Source organism: Vibrio sp. 10N.247.311.13 (assembly GCF_041467595.1).
In the GTDB taxonomy this organism is placed as follows: Bacteria; Pseudomonadota; Gammaproteobacteria; order Enterobacterales; family Vibrionaceae; genus Vibrio; species Vibrio crassostreae_C.
Genome location: NZ_JBFSUX010000022.1, coordinates 44515 through 63995, shown reverse-complemented (window position 1 = coordinate 63995; position 19481 = coordinate 44515). Strand labels below are relative to the sequence as shown.

At 44.0% G+C, this 19481-nt stretch carries 17 protein-coding genes and 1 riboswitch; of the genes, 5 read left to right on the top strand and 12 right to left on the bottom strand.

Annotated elements, in window-relative coordinates:
* Nucleotides 1-2: 2 nt before the first annotated feature.
* From AB6E52_RS11690 to AB6E52_RS11680, 3 genes are all read right to left on the bottom strand, one after another.
* A complete protein-coding gene (locus tag AB6E52_RS11690; protein WP_102320965.1) occupies nt 3-986 on the bottom strand; it encodes a MoxR family ATPase in 984 nt (327 codons plus the stop codon).
* 149 nt (nt 987-1135) lie between these two features.
* Entirely contained in the window at nt 1136-3559 is a 2424-nt protein-coding gene (locus tag AB6E52_RS11685) for a tetratricopeptide repeat protein (RefSeq protein WP_102320966.1), read from the bottom strand.
* A 192-nt stretch (nt 3560-3751) separates the two neighbouring features.
* The gene (locus tag AB6E52_RS11680) at nt 3752-5299 is read right to left on the bottom strand and encodes an arylsulfatase (protein WP_017060009.1); all 1548 of its coding nucleotides are present in this window, start codon (nt 5297-5299) and stop codon (nt 3752-3754) included.
* Nucleotides 5300-5645: 346 nt separating this feature from the next.
* On the opposite strand from AB6E52_RS11680, the gene AB6E52_RS11675 reads away from it, so the two are divergent.
* Nucleotides 5646-7208, top strand: a complete 1563-nt coding sequence (locus AB6E52_RS11675) for an arylsulfatase (protein WP_017064704.1) — start codon at nt 5646-5648, stop codon at nt 7206-7208.
* Between the two features lie 293 nt (nt 7209-7501).
* On the top strand, nt 7502-8167 hold the full coding sequence (locus AB6E52_RS11670) for a DUF2057 family protein (protein ID WP_102320967.1): 666 nt from the start codon (nt 7502-7504) through the stop codon (nt 8165-8167).
* A gap of 179 nt (nt 8168-8346) precedes the next feature.
* Here the strand turns inward: AB6E52_RS11670 and AB6E52_RS11665 are convergent, their stop codons facing one another.
* The 3 genes from AB6E52_RS11665 to AB6E52_RS11655 all read right to left on the bottom strand — a co-directional run bounded on the left by AB6E52_RS11665 (nt 8347) and on the right by AB6E52_RS11655 (nt 11279).
* Nucleotides 8347-9369 (bottom strand): adenosine deaminase, encoded by a 1023-nt coding sequence (locus AB6E52_RS11665; protein WP_102320968.1) that lies wholly within the window; start codon nt 9367-9369, stop codon nt 8347-8349.
* A gap of 90 nt (nt 9370-9459) precedes the next feature.
* Nucleotides 9460-9559, bottom strand: a riboswitch (purine riboswitch).
* 75 nt (nt 9560-9634) lie between these two features.
* Entirely contained in the window at nt 9635-10129 is a 495-nt protein-coding gene (locus AB6E52_RS11660) for a GNAT family N-acetyltransferase (RefSeq protein WP_017066469.1), read from the bottom strand.
* 166 nt (nt 10130-10295) lie between these two features.
* Nucleotides 10296-11279: a DUF2860 family protein gene (locus tag AB6E52_RS11655; protein WP_102320969.1), complete on the bottom strand. Its 984-nt coding sequence runs from the start codon at nt 11277-11279 to the stop codon at nt 10296-10298.
* Between the two features lie 238 nt (nt 11280-11517).
* Here AB6E52_RS11655 and AB6E52_RS11650 point away from each other — a divergent pair, with 238 nt between their 5' ends.
* Complete coding sequence (locus AB6E52_RS11650) at nt 11518-12015, top strand: fasciclin domain-containing protein (RefSeq protein ID WP_017064709.1); 498 nt, start codon at nt 11518-11520, stop codon at nt 12013-12015.
* 127 nt (nt 12016-12142) lie between these two features.
* Here the strand turns inward: AB6E52_RS11650 and AB6E52_RS11645 are convergent, their stop codons facing one another.
* From AB6E52_RS11645 to AB6E52_RS11620, 6 genes are all read right to left on the bottom strand, one after another.
* A complete protein-coding gene (locus AB6E52_RS11645; protein ID WP_017064710.1) occupies nt 12143-12439 on the bottom strand; it encodes a hypothetical protein in 297 nt (98 codons plus the stop codon).
* 131 nt (nt 12440-12570) lie between these two features.
* On the bottom strand, nt 12571-12828 hold the full coding sequence (locus tag AB6E52_RS11640) for a hypothetical protein (RefSeq protein ID WP_017060020.1): 258 nt from the start codon (nt 12826-12828) through the stop codon (nt 12571-12573).
* Nucleotides 12829-12993: 165 nt separating this feature from the next.
* Entirely contained in the window at nt 12994-13476 is a 483-nt protein-coding gene (locus AB6E52_RS11635; protein WP_017064712.1) for a GNAT family N-acetyltransferase, read from the bottom strand.
* Nucleotides 13477-13574: 98 nt separating this feature from the next.
* Nucleotides 13575-13889, bottom strand: a complete 315-nt coding sequence (locus AB6E52_RS11630) for a cupin domain-containing protein (RefSeq protein ID WP_102320970.1) — start codon at nt 13887-13889, stop codon at nt 13575-13577.
* Nucleotides 13890-13949: 60 nt separating this feature from the next.
* Nucleotides 13950-14453, bottom strand: coding sequence for a YgjV family protein (locus AB6E52_RS11625; RefSeq protein ID WP_017060023.1), 504 nt, complete (start codon nt 14451-14453; stop codon nt 13950-13952).
* Between the two features lie 123 nt (nt 14454-14576).
* Nucleotides 14577-15377, bottom strand: a complete 801-nt coding sequence (locus tag AB6E52_RS11620; protein WP_102320971.1) for a PhzF family phenazine biosynthesis protein — start codon at nt 15375-15377, stop codon at nt 14577-14579.
* A 575-nt stretch (nt 15378-15952) separates the two neighbouring features.
* Here AB6E52_RS11620 and AB6E52_RS11615 point away from each other — a divergent pair.
* The gene (locus AB6E52_RS11615; RefSeq protein ID WP_017060025.1) at nt 15953-16984 is read left to right on the top strand and encodes a PotD/PotF family extracellular solute-binding protein; all 1032 of its coding nucleotides are present in this window, start codon (nt 15953-15955) and stop codon (nt 16982-16984) included.
* A 3-nt stretch (nt 16985-16987) separates the two neighbouring features.
* Nucleotides 16988-19417 carry a bifunctional diguanylate cyclase/phosphodiesterase gene (locus AB6E52_RS11610; RefSeq protein WP_102320972.1) on the top strand — a complete coding sequence of 810 codons (2430 nt, stop codon included), beginning with the start codon at nt 16988-16990 and terminating at the stop codon, nt 19415-19417.
* Nucleotides 19418-19481 lie beyond the last annotated feature (64 nt).

Here is a 19481-nt window from a genome sequence, read left to right as displayed (position 1 = left end):
AGTTATCCGATCTCAACATTATCAAGCAGTTCTTCAACCACTCTTTGATGGTCAACACCATCGGCTAATGCATCGTAAGACAACGAGAATCGGTGGCCTAATACGGTTGGTAACATGGCACGCACATCGTCTAACGTGACGTGGTCACGCCCTTGCAGCCACGCATAAGCGCGAGCACATTTATCCAATGAAATAGATGCACGAGGGCTTGAACCAATTTCAACCCATTTCGATAAGTCTGATTCTGGATAACGCTCAGGTTTACGAGTCGCCATTACCAAAGCCACAATGTAGTTCTCTACTAAATCGGAAACGGCAATGTCTGGAAGTTGGCGGCGCGCTTCAAGCACTAATTCAGGTTCAATATGCTGTGGAGTGACTAATTCCGAACTCGTCTCGCTACCGAGTTCCTCACTGCGCACAAGTCGAATGATGTCGCGTTCAGCTTCATCTTCTGGATAGTCGACCGTGACTTTCATAATGAAACGGTCCATCTGTGCTTCAGGCAGTGGATACGTACCTTCTTGCTCGACTGGGTTTTGCGTAGCGAGCACCATGAATAGATCAGGTAGGATATGAGTTTGACCACCCACCGTAATCGTTCCTTCCGCCATGGCTTCAAGCAGAGCCGCTTGTACCTTTGCAGGCGCACGGTTCACTTCATCGGCTAAAACAATACTGTTGAAAATAGGACCCGGTTGAAAGTGCAACTGAGGCTTTCCATCAAGCTCTTGATACACCTCCGTGCCCGTCACATCAGATGGCAGCAGGTCAGGCGTAAACTGAATTCGACCAAAACTGGTGTTCAGTAGGTTCGCCAGCGATTTCACTGAACGAGTTTTCGCTGTACCGGGAAGTCCCTCTAAAAGCACATGCCCATTAGTCAATAACCCTATCACCAGAGCCCGAACGACGTGGCTCTGACCGATAACACTTTTCTCTGTTTGTTCAATCAGTTGGTTTATTGCTTGTTGCGCATGGTTCATAGGTCTTCCCTTAATTAAATCTGGCTGCGTACATCCTACTCACAAGCCCCATAACTATTAGTTATACACATGATAAACAGTTATAAACGCGATAATTGGTTACAAGCGGAATAAGCAGCAAGCTCGATAGCCAAGCTCACCTCATCGCTTTATTTAAACCTAGCTTTCAATTGGTTAATGGCTTCCGGCGGTGCCACTTTGCTCAATGATGAAATACATTGCTCAAACGCCTTTGGTACGCCCGGTATATGACTGTTTCGCGCCAACACTTCACACTGGGCATACAGGTGCTGTGGGTTGCGGCTAAATTGGTAAGCCTTATGCAGTGATTGACTTGCCGCAAGCACATCCGATTTTTCCAAAGCCAATCCGTACACATACCAATATCGAGGGTCGGTTTGCGCAGTTTCAGCGGCTTGTTTAAGGTAGTCCGTTGCTTGTTCGTAATCTTTCACACGAAGCAGAGACAATCCTGTGCTGTATGGCAAAACACTCGATTTAGGCTGAGCTTCAATACCTTGCTTCAAGGTCGACAACGCTTTTGCCTCGTTACCTTGCGCTCGATACAAATCCGCTAAATTGGCGTAGCTGTTTTCGAAATAAGGCTCAATCTCGATAGCGCCTAGATAAAACTCAATCGCTTTGTCGTGCTGGCCTAAATCTCGGTAAACGTTGCCTAGGTTAGTACGTCCAAATCCTCTGTCGGCATTAAATTGCTGTATTTCAATGTACTCTTCTAATGCAGGCTTGATTTGGTCTTTCTGCAGAGGGTTCATTTCTCCCCAATAACGCACTAATGCGCCTGCGGTTTCTGAACGAATCGACAATACAGGGGCTTTCAGTAGCGGCTCTAGAATTTGCCAACGGTCAGTGAATGGGAAACCAGACGAGCCTTGTACCACACCCAAACGGATCATTTCATCATCATGTTTCACCGCTCTTGCCAGCGAAATAAGCGTATTCTTACCCGTATTACCGCCCAAACGTTCTAAGCTCGATGCACGAATGATATTGCTTAAGCTAGAGTCCTGAGCCGAGTATGCCAACGCATCCTCTGCACCTCTGTGCCCTATCGAGTCAGCATAAAAGGCAACGGCAAAGTGCTGCTGATTACGGTACTTAGAATCTGGGAACCACTCACCGATTTGCTTATCTGCCCACTGGTCGGTTTGCTCTGCATGACAGCTAGTGCACACGTTCGGCGTTTTAATGTGTTGGCTAATATCAGGACGTGGGATATGCCAACTGTGGTCACGCCTTGGGTCGACCTCCATGTAAGTCGTCTCTGGCATGTGACAAGTCGTGCATTGTGAAGCTTCAGTATTCGCTTCGTGGAATGTGTGCTTTTCAGGCGTGTATTCTGATGCAATATGACATTGGCTACACACGGCTTCTTCGGCAATTTTTAGTTCAGCGGTATGAGGAGCGTGGCAGTTAGTACATGTGACGCCTTTTTCAGCCATCACGGATTGAAGGAAAGATCCGTAAACGTAATCTTCATCGTAGATTTGACCATCGTTGTGGTAAAGCTCTGGGGTAATCAAGCTCAAGCGATACTTATCAAAGAAAGACCCGTTAACGTGATCACCCGTTTCATTTAACTGAGTACGACGGCTGTGGCATTGAGCACAGGTTTGAACTTGATTGGTATGGATGATGTCTTTTGGTTGCAGGGTTGAATTACCCTCTTGATAGATCCACTCTTTGACCGACTTCGACAAGTCGCGGTCAAAACCATAATGCGCCGAGACTGGAGCATCCTTTCCACCGTTAGCTTTGGCTTTCTGTTTATTTGCTAACAAGGCCTGTTCAACGTGCTCGCTTGCAGGGCCATGACACGCTTCACAACCGACATTGATCTCCGACCAAGTAGTATTATAAGTGTTGCTCGCGCTGTCGTAGTTTTTCTCTAGGTTCGTTGAATGGCAATCAGCACACATGAAGTTCCAGTTTTGACCGCTATTGGTCCAGTAGAATTCATCGGTGTTGGTGGTATCAGGATAGAGGTGAAACCAGCGTTGACCGCCTTCGCCCTCAGTGCGAGAATCCCAAGCGAAAGGAATCAACTGTACACGGCCGTCTTCAAATTCAACCATGTATTGTTGTAGTGGTTCAAAGGCAAAGGTATAGCTGATTTTGTAATCTTTAAAGTGGCCGTCTTGCCATTCAATATTGACCCAGAACTCTTCGCCCTTGCGGAAAAATCGGTTGGGTTTACCGTCATGAGTGAATGTTTGATCGTTGAAATCGCCTAATACAGATTCGTCTGTAGCGTGCTTCATCGCCATATCATGATGAGAGCCCTCCCACGCTGCGACTTCTTCACTATGACAATCAACACATGCTTCCGAACCGACATAGCTGGCTTTAGAACCGATAGGTAAAGCGTCAGAGCTAACGGGTGACGCTACAGAGTTGGCCTTTGAAATATCAGAGTTGATATTAGGATCTTGCTCGTTGGCATAGGCGTTCAGACTGAACAGCGACAACATCAGTGAAGACAAGATTGCGGATAATACTGCGACTCGCTGGTGTTTCAATCCGTTTACCAGTGAGCACAACCATGCAGACATAACATTCCTTGTTTTTATACATCCTTATGCTTAATAAGGTAGACGTAAAAACAACGAATTTACAATTATTTAGTGGCAATGAGCTCGATTGTTGTGATTCGTATTCACGACCGGGATTTACTCATCGATATGCGCATAAAAAAAGAGCTCCTAAGAGCTCTTCAATCTGTTCAGTTTCACTCAAACAATCACTTACTTGTTATGAGATTCCTGCAGTTTTTCCATTACCTGATCCAAGCTAAAGCTCGCAGCTTTTTGACGTGGCGGATATTCAGCAAAGGTTTCTAGGAACTTGCCCACATACGCTTGTGCTGGAACGAACATATAAGCATGGTCTAACAACCAGTCGTAATATGTGTTCGATGTAATGTCTGCGTTTTCGTATGGGTCCATACGCAGGTTAAACAGCTTAGGAAGACGTAACGTCACGAACGGTTCAGCCCAAATTTGCATGGTACCCGTTGCACGCTGCTCCATGAACACCGCTTTCCATTGGTTGTAACGAAGCGCCGCTAAATCACCATCATCGGTAAAGTAGAAGATCTCCGAACGACGGCCTTTCTCTTCTTCACCCGTTAGGTAAGGAAGGAAGTTGTAACCATCTAAGTGAACCTTAAACGTTTTATCACCGGCAGTATGACCTTTGAGTAGTTTCTCTTTGATTTGGTCATCACCAGCGGCGGCAACGAAGGTTGGCATCCAGTCCATATGGTGCATGATTTCGTTAGATACGGTTCCTGGTTCAATCTTACCAGGCCAACGAACCATTGCTGGTACACGGTATGCGCCTTCCCAGTTGGTGTTTTTCTCACCACGGAACGGGGTTGTACCCGCATCAGGCCAAGAGTTCATGTGAGGGCCGTTATCCGTTGAGTAGAAAACAATCGTGTTGTCTTTGATACCCAACTCATCCACTTGCTTCAATAGTTGCCCAACGTGTCGATCGTGCTCAACCATACCATCAGCGTAGTTACCGACACCGGTTACGCCTTTACTGTCGGCTTTCACGTGCGTTCTAAAGTGCATACGTGTCGCGTTCCACCACACGAAGAATGGTTTGTCCGCTTTCACTGCGCGATCCATAAAATCAAGTGCCGCGTCTAGTGTTTCTTCATCAACCGTTTCCATACGCTTACGCGTCAGTGGACCGGTATCTTCAATCTTGCCATCAGCGAATGACTTAATGACACCACGAGGGCCAAATTTCTTACGAAACTCAGGATCGGTTGGGTAATCTTCATTCTCTGGTTCTTCTTCAGCATTTAGGTGGTAAAGGTTGCCAAAAAATTCGTCAAACCCGTGTGCTGTTGGAAGGAATTCATCTTTATCGCCAAGGTGGTTTTTACCAAATTGACCTGTCATGTAACCCATAGGTTTCAGCATTTCTGCGATTGTCGCGTCTTCTGCTTGTAAGCCAATGTCTGCGCCCGGCAAACCTACTTTACTCAAACCCGTTCGTAATACACTTTGTCCCGTGATAAAGGTAGAGCGACCCGCAGTACAAGATTGCTCTGCGTAATAGTCCGTAAACATCATCCCTTCTTTCGCGATGCTATCAATATTCGGGGTTTTGTAACCCATGAGACCGAAGGTGTATGCACTCACATTGGATTGACCAATATCGTCCCCCCAAATAACCAATATATTTGGCTTTTCAGCCGCAAAAGTGGCGCTGGACGCGGCCATCATCGCTGTACCCAAAATCGCTAATCGACGTTTAGCGCCATATTTCGCTGTCATAGAAACCTCTTCGTAAGTTATTTGCATCCTGCCCTACAACGTATAGTCCATTTTTTACACATGCGCGAGATTCCCTAAGCTATTAATCTTTTTGTCATTTTTATTGAGATACGGATACAGAAATCATCGATAAGGTTTACGCCAACAAACATGATAAGGATCACACATACAAACTAAGGCTTTATTCTACGTACCCACTGGAGCTGATATTAATCAATAGGTTACCTAAGCATCATAACGATTGGTTATAAGCACTATAAAAGGACGTAACGGAATTTTGAGAATAACATTTGCTCATCGATGCGTTGTTCTAACGCATTAATCTTAAAAGTGAATCGGAGTCCTTATGGGTACTAAAATTAATAAACTAGCATTAGGTGTTGGCTTATTAGCAGCTTCTTCAGCGGCAACAGCAGCGGAAAAACCGAATATTCTTGCTATCTGGGGTGATGACATTGGTGTTTTCAACATCAGTGCATACAACAACGGTATGATGGGTTACGAAACGCCAAACATTGACCGTATTGCGAATGAAGGCGCACTATTTACTGACCACTACGGTCAACAATCGTGTACTGCTGGTCGTGCTGCATTCCTAACCGGTCAGGAACCTTTCCGTACTGGTCTATTGACTATTGGTATGCCAGGTTCGGACCACGGTATCCCTGATTGGGCTCCAACGATTGCAGACCTTCTAAAAGAACAGGGCTACATGACCGCTCAGTTTGGTAAGAATCATATGGGTGACCAAGACAAACACCTTCCAACGAACCACGGCTTTGACCAGTTCTTCGGTAACCTATACCACTTAAATGCAGAAGAAGAGCCTGAAACATATTACTACCCTAAAGACCCAGAGTTCCGTAAGAACTACGGCCCTCGTGGTGTAATCAAGTCTACTGCTGACGGTAAGATTGAAGATACTGGCCCAATGACGCGTAAGCGTATGGAGCATGCGGATGAAGAGTTCCTAGAAGAATCTCTAGCATTCATGGAAAAAGCGGTAAAAGCTGACAAACCATTCTTCATCTGGCACAACACCACTCGTATGCACGTGTGGACTCGCCTACAAGAGAAATACCAAGGTAAGTCAGGTATCAGTATTTATGCTGATGGTATGTTAGAGCATGATGACCATGTTGGTGTGCTTCTAGACAAGCTGGATGAACTAAAAATCGCTGACAACACTATCGTAATTTACTCTACCGATAACGGTGCTGAAACGGTTTCTTGGCCTGATGGCGGCGCAACTTACTTCCACGGTGAGAAAGGTACAACTTACGAAGGTGGTATGCGTGTGCCTCAGCTAGTTCGCTGGCCTGGGACTATCAAACCTGGAACTAAAATCAACGATATCATGGGCCACCAAGACTGGATTCCTACTCTACTAGCAGCCGCTGGTGATGATAAAGTGGTTGAGAAGCTAGCATCTGACAAAGGTGCAACTTACAACGGTAAAAACTGGCGCGTACACCTAGATGGTTACAACTTCCTGCCTTACTTCCAAGGTAAAGAAGAGAAAGGCCCTCGTGACAGCATGCTTTACTTCTCTGCTAACGCTGAGCTAAACGCAGTACGTTGGAATGACTTCAAGATTTCGTTTGCTGTGATGGATGGTAACATTGTGGATGCAGTTCGTTTCCAACCAAACTGGCCTCAAGTTGTTCACCTACGTGCTGACCCATTCGAGAAAGCACCGCACGAGTCTGGTATGTACCTACGCTGGATGGCAGACAACATGTGGTTATTCGTTCCAGTAGGAAATCAGGTTCAAGAGTTTATGACGACGCTACCAGATTACCCTATGCAGAATAGCCAAGTACTGAACCCAGGTAACTTCAACCAGAATGCATACATGCTTCAAGGTAAACTTAAGCAACTAGAAGCGGCAGCAGCGCAAGCTAAATAAGCTACTCTAGATTAAAAATGTAATAACGAAGCCGTGGTGACTGAATGCAGTGACCGCGGCTTTTTAGTATCCAATACAAATAACATAAGACGCGAACCGCCAACTAGTACAATTCACACCCAACCTACCCTCTCATTTTTCAAAAATAAAAACTCACACTAGTCAATGTGAACCTTAATATATGACCGTTGCGTTAAGATTTCGCAAATTTTTTCAAATCCTTATGACATGACTTGAATTGGAGTTCTTACCATGCGATTGTAGTTCAACTGCCCATAAACAACTGTATGATTATGAAAACATTAAAATCCATCGCGCTGCTTTCCACAATTATCGCAGCGCCACAAGTGTTAGCTGACGTAACAATTGAAGTTCCTTCTAGCGCAGATGCTTTAGTCGAAGTCTTAGCTGTTAATGAGGCTAAACCTGATCTCGACGGTGGTTTCTTCTCTTCGAGCAAAACGATCACCGTTCCAGATGGCGTAAACCAAATCGTTTTCAAATATCAACTGGCTTTCAGCCAAGGTAACGACCGAGAGTTTGTCGATAGCGATACCATTATTGCTACTTTTGATGCGACAGACACAGCATTGACGTTTGACATGCCTAAGTTCCGTAACACCAACGAAGCGAAAAAAGGCCTTCAAAACTTAGATTGGAAACTGGTTGATGAAAACCAAAATGCAATCAGTGTTAAGCAAGACAAACTTATCAAAGATGGCATGCAGATTGGTCGTAAGTACCCGCAAGAAGCGAAGGAGTACAACCAGAAAGGCGGCATCGCTGCACTTACAGTAGGTTCTAGCGCGGGCGTAGCAGCTGCTGTCGCACAACCGGTAACGCTTCCAACAAAGATTGACGGAAATGCAGCAAATACAGCTGAAGAGATGCTCTATTTCTGGTACGAAAAAGCGGATGCTGAAACCAAGCAGAAATTCAAAGACTACGTGAACAAGTAGCTCAATGAGCTTAATTTAAGAATGAAAGAAGCTGGCAAACTGCCAGCTTCTTTTTTGTCTTTATCTAGATGATTTAGGCTTATAGAGATTAAGCAGACTCAGTCGATAACACTTTACCATCCACTTTAGTTGGCCATCCTAGCGCTTTATACTCAGCTGCTAGTAAATGGGCACAGCGGCTAGAAATTCTGGTCAAAATCAGCTTTAGCTAAGTAACCTTGAACAAGCTCTCGATATTGCTGCTTCAATGGCGCTTCAATAAAGCTCGCGTCTATCGCATTCAAACTAAACAGCGCTAACTCCTGATGCGTCATCTCATGAGCTTTGCTCACCGCATTAAAGTTATCCGACATGTAACCACCAAAATAAGCAGGGTCATCCGAGTTAATCGTTACAGCCACACCCTTTCTGAGCAGTTCGACAATGTTGTGGTCTTCCATCACATCGAATACACGCAATTTAATATTCGACAGTGGGCACACCGTCAGTGGCATTTTGGTTTCAATCAGCTCTTCGATTAGAGCTTCGTCTGTCATGCACTGGACACCATGATCCACTCGACTCACGCTGAGCATTTCAATCGCATCGACAATGTTTTGAGCCGGCCCTTCTTCTCCTGCATGCGCCACCGTCAAGAAGCCCGCTTGTTTTGCTTGTTGGAATACACGCTTGAACTTCTCTGGTGGGTGTCCTAATTCAGAAGAGTCCAGTCCAACCCCGACGATCTTATCGTGATGCTTCAATACCTCTGCGAACGTTTGAATGGCGCTCTCTTCAGATAAATGGCGCAGAAAACATGCGATGATTTGAGAGGTAATGCCCAACTCTTTATGACCCTGTTCAAGCGCACGATGAATGCCGTTAATAGCGGTGTCGAATGCAATGCCACGATCGGTATGTGTCTGAGGATCAAAGAAAATCTCAGTATGGATAACATTGTCGGCTTTACAGCGTTCTAGATAAGCCCATGTTAAGTCGTAGAAATCCTGTTCTGTGCGCAGTGCATCAGCACCTTGATAATAGATATCCAGAAATGACTGTAAATCATCAAATTCGTATGCGCGTCTTAGTTGCTCTGGGGATGAATAAGGCAGCTCAATGCCATTGCGTTGAGCAAGCTGGAAAAGTAACTCAGGTTCGAGCGAACCTTCAATGTGTAAATGCAACTCTACTTTTGGGAGCCCTTGAATAAATGCGTTCATATTTCACCTACTATGGATTTTAGGTGTGCACTTACTCTGAATAATAGACAGGAGGTTTTCTTGAACGCCATTACAAAGAGTAAGAACACAATTGTGATCTAAACCCTTCGTAATCAGCACTTTGCGGGAGCTGGTAGAGACCCCCAAACCATATCATTGGGGTTATACGAAGCAAACGGTTGCTACTATACAGAGTTTAATGGGAATTTCACTAATCAATTGCTCATTAACCGATTTCTAAAGCAGGAACCTGTTTGGTTCGATCTCAACGGTAATCTGGTCGTATTCTCGACATCAGCAACATATCGATGTACTTACCCGCTTTGAACGTACTGAGTCTTTTTGTGCCTTCTAACTGAAAGCCTACACGTTCATACAAAGCAATAGCGGCGTGGTTATCGGCATGAACCTCTAACTCAAGACGCACGAGATTAAGCCAGTTATCCGCCTGATTGATCGCTTCTTGCATTAACGCCTTACCGACCCCTTTACCATGCATATCTGGGTGAATAGCAATACCAAGACCAGCGCAGTGCCTGTCTCTTACCTTGGTGGTCATGAATAAAGTAATGTGACCCACTACTTTGCCGGAGACTTCCGCAACCAGAGTGAAATGGTCTGAATGACCAAACAGTCGCTCCACTTGTTCAGAACTAAGATAAGGCTTTTGTGAGGTGTTTTCTGAAACTGAAGGGCGGCGATAAATATCGAAAACATCTTGGCTATCCGTTGCTTCTAAATGTCTAATTTGTATTTCCAAAGCGCTTCCTTATCCTATTATTTCTATCCATAAGCTAATTTTCATATTACGGATAGCAACGGGAACCTACAACCTTTAAAGGTGTAAGTGCCCGAAATAATTAAACAAATAGTAAGACTGAACTTAAACTTCTGCTTTGATGAGTATTTTTAAAATAGTGTGAATATCAGAATTTATAATCCACACCCACACTCGCTAATACTTGCTCGGAGTTATAGAAATCGATATTAGAATCTATGCTTCTTAAACCCAGTAAAGTAATGAACGCCCAATCTTTATAGCCCATCAAACCACCAAACTCATAAGCTAAGAATGCACCGAATTCATTCTCTTCACGTACTTGCCCGTAAATTGGATTCGACTCATCATATTCACGATCACTTGCATCTAGGGTGACAACAAAACCATGACGACCGATTCTCTTCGCGTAGTTTAATTCAATACCATAACTATCGAAGCTGAGTGCTCCTCCTTCTGCGTCTGAGTGGAAATACACCATTGAAGGAACAAATAGACCTGCGTGGTTTGGTAAGATAAAGCGGTATCCTGCTTTGGCGTACACATAGGTTCTTTCCCTATCCAGCAGCACAGTATCTTCCGGAGATAAGCCTTGGCTACCAGATAGCTCTTCATCAACATCTGATTGCCCAAATGCGAGATCCGTTCGAAAACCAGTTCCACCGATATTAGTGAGCTGCAGTCGTCCTACATTACCTTTCACATCCGTTTCATTTCGATTAACGCCAACAGCATACGGATCCGTCCAAGCCTTACCCGAGATAAGCGTAGGAAGAACAGAAAAATCCAATATGGTGCCACCAGAAAGTTGATATCGATAACCGATCTCAAACGCAATGGTACCTGTTGCAATATCCTCTCGTGTCGTACCCGCATACACTTGGTGAGTCAGCGATTCGCCAAAAGTATATTGAACAGTACCCAAAAAGCCGAGTAGTCCTTGGTTTTCACTCTCCCCTTCCTGGGTGTTGGTGGCTTGATTCGAATCTTGTTCAGTACTCAAATTACTACTGTCAGAGTAGAAACCGGCCAATACACTGAAGTTACCGCTGAAGCCTTCACTTGGAGCAAGGCCACTGTATGCAGGCATTGAAGCCAATGCAGAAAAGACTACTGGTAAAACAAACCTCATGTTCACATCCATTACTTGAATAATCACCAAATAACTATAAGCATCAAATAACTATAAGCATCAAATAACTATAAGCATCAAAATGGAATTGTAACAAGCATTTAACAATATAAGTTTATTCGCTTGACGCTGTCGATATCGCTAACCATTCACTCAAAGACACAACAAATTGATCTATCACGATTGGGCTTTCGTAATACCTCTCGAAAATAACGGACAAAACTCAAAGGAAGACAATATGTTTAATAAATTAATCAAAACCATGTCAGTGCTAGTTGCGACGCTTCTTTTTACGGCTTTTGCTCACGCTGATCACCACGGAATGAAGAAAGATATCGTTGACGTGGCGGCTGAAAACGGTTCTTTCAACACCTTGGTAGCAGCGGTAAAAGCGGCAGGCTTAGTTGAAACATTGAAAGGTGACGGTCCCTTCACAGTGTTTGCGCCAACGGATGAAGCGTTCGCTGCGCTACCAGAAGGAACGGTTGATATGCTGTTGAAGCCAGAAAACAAAGACAAGCTGATTGCAGTACTGACCTATCATGTGGTGCCAGGGAAAATAATGGCGTCTGAAGTGATGAAACTTGATAGTGCCGTAACAGTGCAAGGCGAAGCGGTAATGGTAGGAATTGATCACGGCAACGTGATGGTCAACAAAGCGCAGGTCGTGATGGCAGATGTTGAAGCAAGCAATGGTGTTATCCATGTGATTGATGCTGTATTACTGCCTAAATAATAAAGATGAACACAAATCAAAGCTTCTTAGAGGGTGTGACAGGTTCACACCCTTTTGACGTTTAAATACCAAGTTAAGATCGGTATCAAACTAGCCAAGCCTGCCTTGATATAAGCAAGAACCCGGATTACATAAACAAGCGCCCGAATATCAGAAAGGCCGCCATCGATACCACCTTCGTGAAGACCACCACCCAGATGCAGTCACCAATACTAGAGTGCGTCGCTTTCCCGAGTAGGAACACAAACAGAATCAACCCTAACACCCAACCTACTGTTGGAATCAATGACACCAGAGCAACGATAACAGCAATAGTAAGAAGGGATTTAAAATCTGCGACCACGAAAGACATTTTAGAGGCGATGTACATACAACATGCGGTGATTAATGCGTCCATCACAAACGCTAAAGCTTCAATACCCACTTTACTTCCTTCACTGATATTAGTTGAAGTGAATATTATCTCTAAAGAGATGATTTTTCTTGAATAAGAGAACAAAAAGCAGGTGAAAACTGTGTCAAAAATGAGATTACCGTTCGTCTGAAGGCATAGGTTTATTTGTTCGAGTCTTCTAAGCCTTTGACCAGTGCTCGCGACCGAGTCTGATTTGCTTTTTGATAGGCATCAAAGCCATCTTCGCGTTTACCTCCGAACAAACAAAGAAACGAGTTGATGACAAATGAAAAGAATGAGATGACGACAACAAAGAGAGGAAATAGCCCCGACACCCCAGCATCTAAGGCAAGAACGCCAACAGCGAAGGACAACATCGACACCAATGTATATAGTTTAGATCTACTCACATGACTCATGAACAACACTCCTTGTATTCATTCAATGTTTAGATTAGACAAATTATCTTGCACACAATTTGAACTCATCGACAATATCAATAGATCAGGAAAAGTTATCCTTAAAAAGGTTTTTTAATATTTCAAACTCGGTTTCTGTATCCCTAAGAACACGAGTCCGCCTATTCAGCTGCCTTGTCCATCTTCAACTATCTTTTCCATCACGTAATTGGTCAGCTTTACGCCACGCATTTCGACTTCCTGTTCATTTACTACCTTAAAGCCAAGGTGCTCATAAAAAGGCCTTGCGGTAATACTTACTTCAGAGAAATATCTCGATACGCCACGAACTCGACCCACAGTGAAAACATGTTCCATCAACGCTTTCCCGACACCCTTCCCTTGATATTCGTGGTGACAGAAAAAGTGATCAATCAAGCCGTTGGGCTGCAGGTCAGTATAGCCAACAACGCAGCCATCGAGCTCAGCCACAAAGGGTTGTAACCCATTCATACGCTTTTGCCATAACGCAAAGTCAAAGCTACTGGGTGCCCAAGCTTCGACTTGCTGTTGAGAATAATCTCGAACATTCACGTTACGTACGGTATGAAAGAAGATCTCCCACAGTGCTTTGTCATCACTCGCTTGATAGTTTCGAATTCTAACCACAACATACTCCTTTTTATCTTAAGTCCTTTCTGAGGTGCAAATAAACAGCTGAATCAGCAAGCTTTATAACCTAACAGCCTCAGCTTTAGAGCAAGATATCAACGATAAAACACAGCGAGCCAGATCGTCACCGTATCTTTATCTGTGCCAATAACCTTGTGCTTTTCTCTCGCAGCAATATTGGTGTAATCCCCTTTAGACAAGGTAACAACGCGTCCATCTTCAAACTCGATGACGCCTTGACCTTCTATCACCATCACCCATTCATTCTCATCTTGATCATACCAACCCTCTTCCGGGGAGCTGTGACCATATGAGAGTATTCTCTCGATTCGAATGTTGTCGTTGGCAATCAGGTCATTGAATATTTCATTGGGTATTGATGAAGGAACATCATTGTAAATGTTTGGCATCAAGCTCTCCTAGCTAGCATTGAATTGATTAACAACTTGGGCCTTAGCTGTACTGTAAACCTAAGCAGCGGCACTCTTTTTGAAGTAAAAACGGTAATAGCCCACCAAGTTACTGCAGATAAACAGCGCCTCCATAACAACCGCTGTTGGCGAACCAACTAAATAATTGTGAACCAACCAAAAGCTGGTTCCGATGATCATCAATTCTCTTAATCGACGGTCATCTTTATTGAAGGCTGCAAAGGTCTGAAATACGGAGGCAAAGCAACTCAATATGCTGGTCAGCCCTGAGTAAGTCACTGCGGTTGCGACCACCGACATCGAAGAAAACAAATATTTAAACTTAGACGAGGTAGAAAATACGCTCGTCAAATAGCGAATCGTGGCAATCGTCATTAAGCTCGCCGCTGTCCATTGTTCAAGAAGGATAAAGTGACTCGAAATAAGAACGCCAGCAAAGAACAGACAAGTGACGATTTTCTTCCTTTCCTTGAATTGGAATGACAGAAGATCAAAACAAATGGCTATCGCGACTAATACTTGGGAAAGATAAAAGGCAGACACGGTGATTCCTTCAATAATAACATTCCGCCCTAGCCGCTTCTTTCACGGTGAATAATCGAATAAAACATACTAGGCGGTTACAACAAAACAGAGCAAACAGCGCTCTAAAGCTTCTATAAAAATCTAAAGCTTCAACACACCACTAATCACAGTGGTCGCAGAGCCGATTAACTTTATTCGCCCATTAGCCAATAATTCAGTCGACATATAGCCACCACGACGAGACGCCTGATAAGCACTGAAACTGCTTTTGTTGAGCTTTTCTGCCCAGTGTTGCGTCAATGCGCAATGTGCCGAGCCAGTCACAGGATCTTCATTAACCCCAACCCAAGGTGCAAAGTAGCGAGAAACAAAATCAAGTTCCGTATTTGCTGCCAATGCTGTCACCACTACACCTCGCCCTTGAATACCTTTTAACGCATCAAAGTTTGGTGAAAGCTCCAATAACACTTGTTCGTTGGAAACTTCGATTAACTGCTTAGAGTCAAATTCTTGGAATGAAACTACTTGATGCGGATCTAAACCTAGGTGTTCAAGCAGCGTGAGGTTGGGTTCAGAACGCAATGATAGCTGTGTACTAGGAAAATCAAGCTCGATAGACGATTCACAAACGGCGGCAGATAATTCCCCAGATAAGGTGTTAAACACGACCTTATCACCTGTCTCAAGCAGTCCTTGTTCTTTCATCACATGAACCGTTGCCAGTGTGCCATGTCCACACAGCTTCACTTCGACTTCGGGAGTGAACCATTTAAGCGTCATAGTGTTAAGCGCGAGAAAAGCCGTTTCAGATACCGCCATCTCTTCAGCGATTGAAAACATTAACGACTCATCCAACGGCTCTTTGGAGATACAGACCCCGGCAGGGTTCCCTTTAAACGCTTGAGTTGTAAACGAATCTACTTGATATATCTCTAAATCCACAATGGCTCCTAAATGCACAACATTTCCCAAACCGGCAATCATGGCTCGTTGGGACATAACCTAGATATTGCTGCCCACAATAAGCACAATCACCTTGTGCTACAAGTCTTTAGCAACAACTTTATCGATACTTATTGAGAAACGAAACAAATGATAAACAAAACGTTATAGAAGTGTTTTTAGGGATAAAAGAACATTGAACATAAGAGTAAATCGCGATGGCAAAACAAAGGAATAACGACGATTAATGCGAGCGAGAACCCGAAAAAGGTAATCACCGCATCATTATTTAATGCTTAATATTTGCATAATAACTTGTAAGAATGGATGTTATGATGAATATTAATTTAAATAATCCATTCACGGACAATAAACTGGAATACGTACTTGTGTTGAATACGATACGACGGAGTCATCCTTGCCTCACACGATAAAGGTTCGGTATCAAGTAGGAGTAGCAAGTTGCTATTTGCATGAAATGCATGAAGTTGAAGTTAAATTAAGTGCCTAAATTTGAATCATGTCGCAAATTTTGGGCTACGATTTAGTTATCACGTACGAAAGGGAATCCGTCAGTGAAAGCGTTTTGCGTATCAATACTTGCGTCAACATCCTTTTTGGCTAGCCCTGTATTTGGCCAGCAGCATGATATTTATCTCTACAATTGGGATGAATTTTTATCTGACAGCGTCGTTACCCAGTTGAGTGATACCTACGGCATCTCACTAAAGCAGCAATATTTTTCTGACGAGTCCATTCGTGATGAAGTGCTATTGAGTGAACGACGAGGTGCGTTTGAATTGGTTGTCATTGAAAGTATGAAACTGAAAGCGCTGGCTAAACAGAACTTATTCCACAACCTGAGCGACTTGCAGCAATCCCTTTCAAGCAACTTTGACTCAAGATGGGTGGATGGGTGTGGCGAATATGGAATCCCCTACGCTTGGGGGACATCCGGCATCTTATACCGAAGCGGAAAAGTTGAGACTCCCAAGTCTTGGGGCGCTCTTCTAGACCCTGAAACCAAAACCAGCGGCCGAATCAGCATGTATTATGAGCCTACGGATTTGGTGAGTGCTGCGCTTCTGATGAATCAATTTGAGCCGTTTACCAACAACGAACAAGAACTTCGAGTCGCTTACAAAACGCTACAAGCACAGAAGCCTCACCTTGAAAGTAATGAATACGTTGTCGATTATATTCGTCATCCCGAACACTTAGCCAACATCGACCTCGCCTACGGATACTCAGGTGACAGCTATGTGCTTAATGATGCCGAACCTGAGGCATCTTGGGCCTACACAGTACCTCTAGAAGGAACAACCTTATGGTTAGAGTGTATGGCTGCAATTAACAACGGAGAGCGATCTCCACAGGCAACCACGATTCTCTCCTTCTTATCGCAACCCGAAATCGCCGCTCAAAACGCAATGGATTCATGGTTTGCAACGCCAAGTTCAAAAGCAAAAGCACTCACTTCTCAGGAGTATCAAAACGATCCCGAGCTTTTCCCGAATAAAGAAGTATTAGATCGCAGCTACCTTTATCAGCCGTTAGAACCGAGTAGTATTCAAATTCGCAATCGTATTGTCGACAGTTTGAGATAACTCATGCCAGTATTGAAGAAGCTATATTTTGTACTTTTACCAACGCTGACATTTGTGCTCCTGATAGCAGGAATCGTGATGTACAACTTCGCATCAAATCATGCTAAGCACATGTATTTGGACAAGGTGCAATCTGATGTGAACACCGCTTTAGTCGCGGCGGAATACGAGCAGCTCGGCTTGTCCTTACTAGTTAAAGATATCGGTTCTTCGTTGCAGTTCCTCCGCTACATTCAAAATCCTGGCGACTACACGACTCTATCGCTATTGGAAAAACGAGTACTCCGAGTATTAAGCCAGAATCACGTCAATCAATTTGGGCAACGCAATGTTTATATCGTGGACCCTAAGTTCAAATTAACGCTTTCGACTCTCAGAGCCGATCCTTTCGAGGGGCTAAAGATCCCTGACAAGATTTACGAAAGAGTCTTCGATATATACACCTCGTTAATAAGCAAAAATGAACTCTCCTACGAAGGCTTCTCTTATATCTCGATCAGTGGAGAGCTCAGATACTCGTATGTTGCAGCAATTGACCCTTACCTCCTTCCTCAAGACAAACGTGCAAGTAACAGTTTAAATCGCTACATCTTGATTGCTGACGGGCCTCTGATGCAACTCTCTAGCCTGCTAATCAAATACAATGACGATGACAATATTCAGTTCTTAATCGAGCCATCCTCAGACGCTGCCAACATTGAAAATACCCAATTCGTTATCAAATCAATTGAGCAAACCCAAGATAATATCAATGTGCAGATGACCAGCCGACATCTCATCGCGCAAGTAAATATTCGAGAACAAAAGTTCAACCATGAGAAAGCCATCATCGCTAAACAAACCTTGTTAGGTGGCTTTGGTACTCTCTTTACGATCATGTTGATCGTACATTTAGTGGTACGTTACCAACTCGTGCGACCGCTTAAAGACTTACTTCAAGAGATATCGATCGGCGGGCTCAAACTTAGATACTTCAAACGCTCATCAGGGCAAAGTGAAATTGATGGTTTAAAGAACGCGTACATAGACTCATTAACAGAGTTGAAGTTCGAAGCCGAATTCGACCAACTCACCAAGCTAGCTAACCGACGCTCTTTCATCAGACACCTTGATGTACGACTAAAAAGCTCGATGAGCCCACACTGCTATGTGGTTTGTTGGGACATCATCGATTTTCGTAAAATTAACGATCTCTACGGGGCAAAAGTTGGTGATAATGTACTGATAAGCTTAGCTAAAGCACTGAAAGAGACACTACAAAACCAACAAGCCTCTTTGGGCTTTAGTTGCAGTGATTACTCTTTAGCCAGACTGGGAGGGAATCAGTTTATCGCGATCTTGGAGATGGGTAAGAACCAAGTGATAAACGAAGAAATTGAGAACATCAACAATACGCTGACCGGCACCACCTTCCTTGACTACTATGGGTTTCGATTATCACTCGCAACAGGTGTTTTACCGCTCGACACGCCAAAGTTCGATGAGATTTGGCACCGATGCATCGATGAAATGTTAGCTAATGCGAAGTCTCATAGTGATGGCGAAAGTCGTATTGTTTATGGCGAAGAGTTGTTACATACCTTGGAACGCCATGACGTTGTAGAGAAAAGACTCTTAGAGTGCTGCGAAAGTGACAACTTTGAACTTCGCTTTATGCCTATTTTTAACGCCAAGACACTTCAGATAGATGGCGCGGAGTGCCTGATTCGTTGCCCAGCCTTATTCGATATCGATGCGGGACCAGAAGAATTTATCCCAGTTGCAGAAAAGAGTAACCTTATTGCCAGGCTCGACATGTGGGTCATTGGCACCGCGATCAAAAGCTATAAAGAGCTTTCAGAACTTCATAAATACAAGGGCACTCTGTCAATTAATATCTCGGCGATGGAGCTCTACAACCGTAATTTTTCCGACAACATCCGTAAAGTACTCGAACGTTATCAAGTGCCACCTGGCAACATTATTATAGAGATTACCGAGACCAGTTACGTGAAAAGTACCAAGCTTACGGTGCAGACTATCGAGAGCCTCAGAAGCTTAGGTTTAAAGGTCTCCCTTGACGATTTTGGTACGGGCTACACAGCGTTTAACCAACTTCTCCACTACCCTGTGGATGAGCTCAAAATTGATAAGAGCTTTATCGATAACATGGTAGACGACAAGGCCGACCGCAAGATGGTCGAATCTATGGTTAACTTAGGCCACTCTTGTGACACGCTAGTCGTCGGAGAAGGTGTTGAGTCGATAGAACAGTATCATTACCTCAGAAAAGCCAACTGTAACCTAATACAAGGCTACTTCTTCAGTCAGCCACTCACTTATCTGGAATTCATCGAGTTTGTTCGAAACCATAACCCGCAAGCAATTTTAAACCCGCAGTCTGTTAGCAGTTCGAGATCTAACGAGCGAATCGTTGCACTCACTCAAAAGTAGTAACCTTAAACCTAAACCTAAACCTAAACCTAAACCTCAAAGCCTCTCTTCCTATTCAAGCGCG

Excerpts from the sequence above, each read along its gene's own strand:
- AB6E52_RS11685 (WP_102320966.1), bottom strand. The coding sequence starts at position 3,559 with ATGTCTGCATGGTTGTGCTCACTGGTAAACGGATTGAAACACCAGCGA.
- AB6E52_RS11690 (WP_102320965.1), bottom strand. The coding sequence starts at position 986 with ATGAACCATGCGCAACAAGCAATAAACCAACTGATTGAACAAACAGAG.
- AB6E52_RS11640 (WP_017060020.1), bottom strand. The coding sequence starts at position 12,828 with ATGAGTCATGTGAGTAGATCTAAACTATATACATTGGTGTCGATGTTG.
- AB6E52_RS11630 (WP_102320970.1), bottom strand. The coding sequence starts at position 13,889 with ATGCCAAACATTTACAATGATGTTCCTTCATCAATACCCAATGAAATA.
- AB6E52_RS11680 (WP_017060009.1), bottom strand. The coding sequence starts at position 5,299 with ATGACAGCGAAATATGGCGCTAAACGTCGATTAGCGATTTTGGGTACA.
- AB6E52_RS11650 (WP_017064709.1), top strand. The coding sequence starts at position 11,518 with ATGTTTAATAAATTAATCAAAACCATGTCAGTGCTAGTTGCGACGCTT.
- AB6E52_RS11665 (WP_102320968.1), bottom strand. The coding sequence starts at position 9,369 with ATGAACGCATTTATTCAAGGGCTCCCAAAAGTAGAGTTGCATTTACAC.
- AB6E52_RS11610 (WP_102320972.1), top strand. The coding sequence starts at position 16,988 with ATGCCAGTATTGAAGAAGCTATATTTTGTACTTTTACCAACGCTGACA.
- AB6E52_RS11675 (WP_017064704.1), top strand. The coding sequence starts at position 5,646 with ATGGGTACTAAAATTAATAAACTAGCATTAGGTGTTGGCTTATTAGCA.
- AB6E52_RS11670 (WP_102320967.1), top strand. The coding sequence starts at position 7,502 with ATGAAAACATTAAAATCCATCGCGCTGCTTTCCACAATTATCGCAGCG.
- AB6E52_RS11655 (WP_102320969.1), bottom strand. The coding sequence starts at position 11,279 with ATGAGGTTTGTTTTACCAGTAGTCTTTTCTGCATTGGCTTCAATGCCT.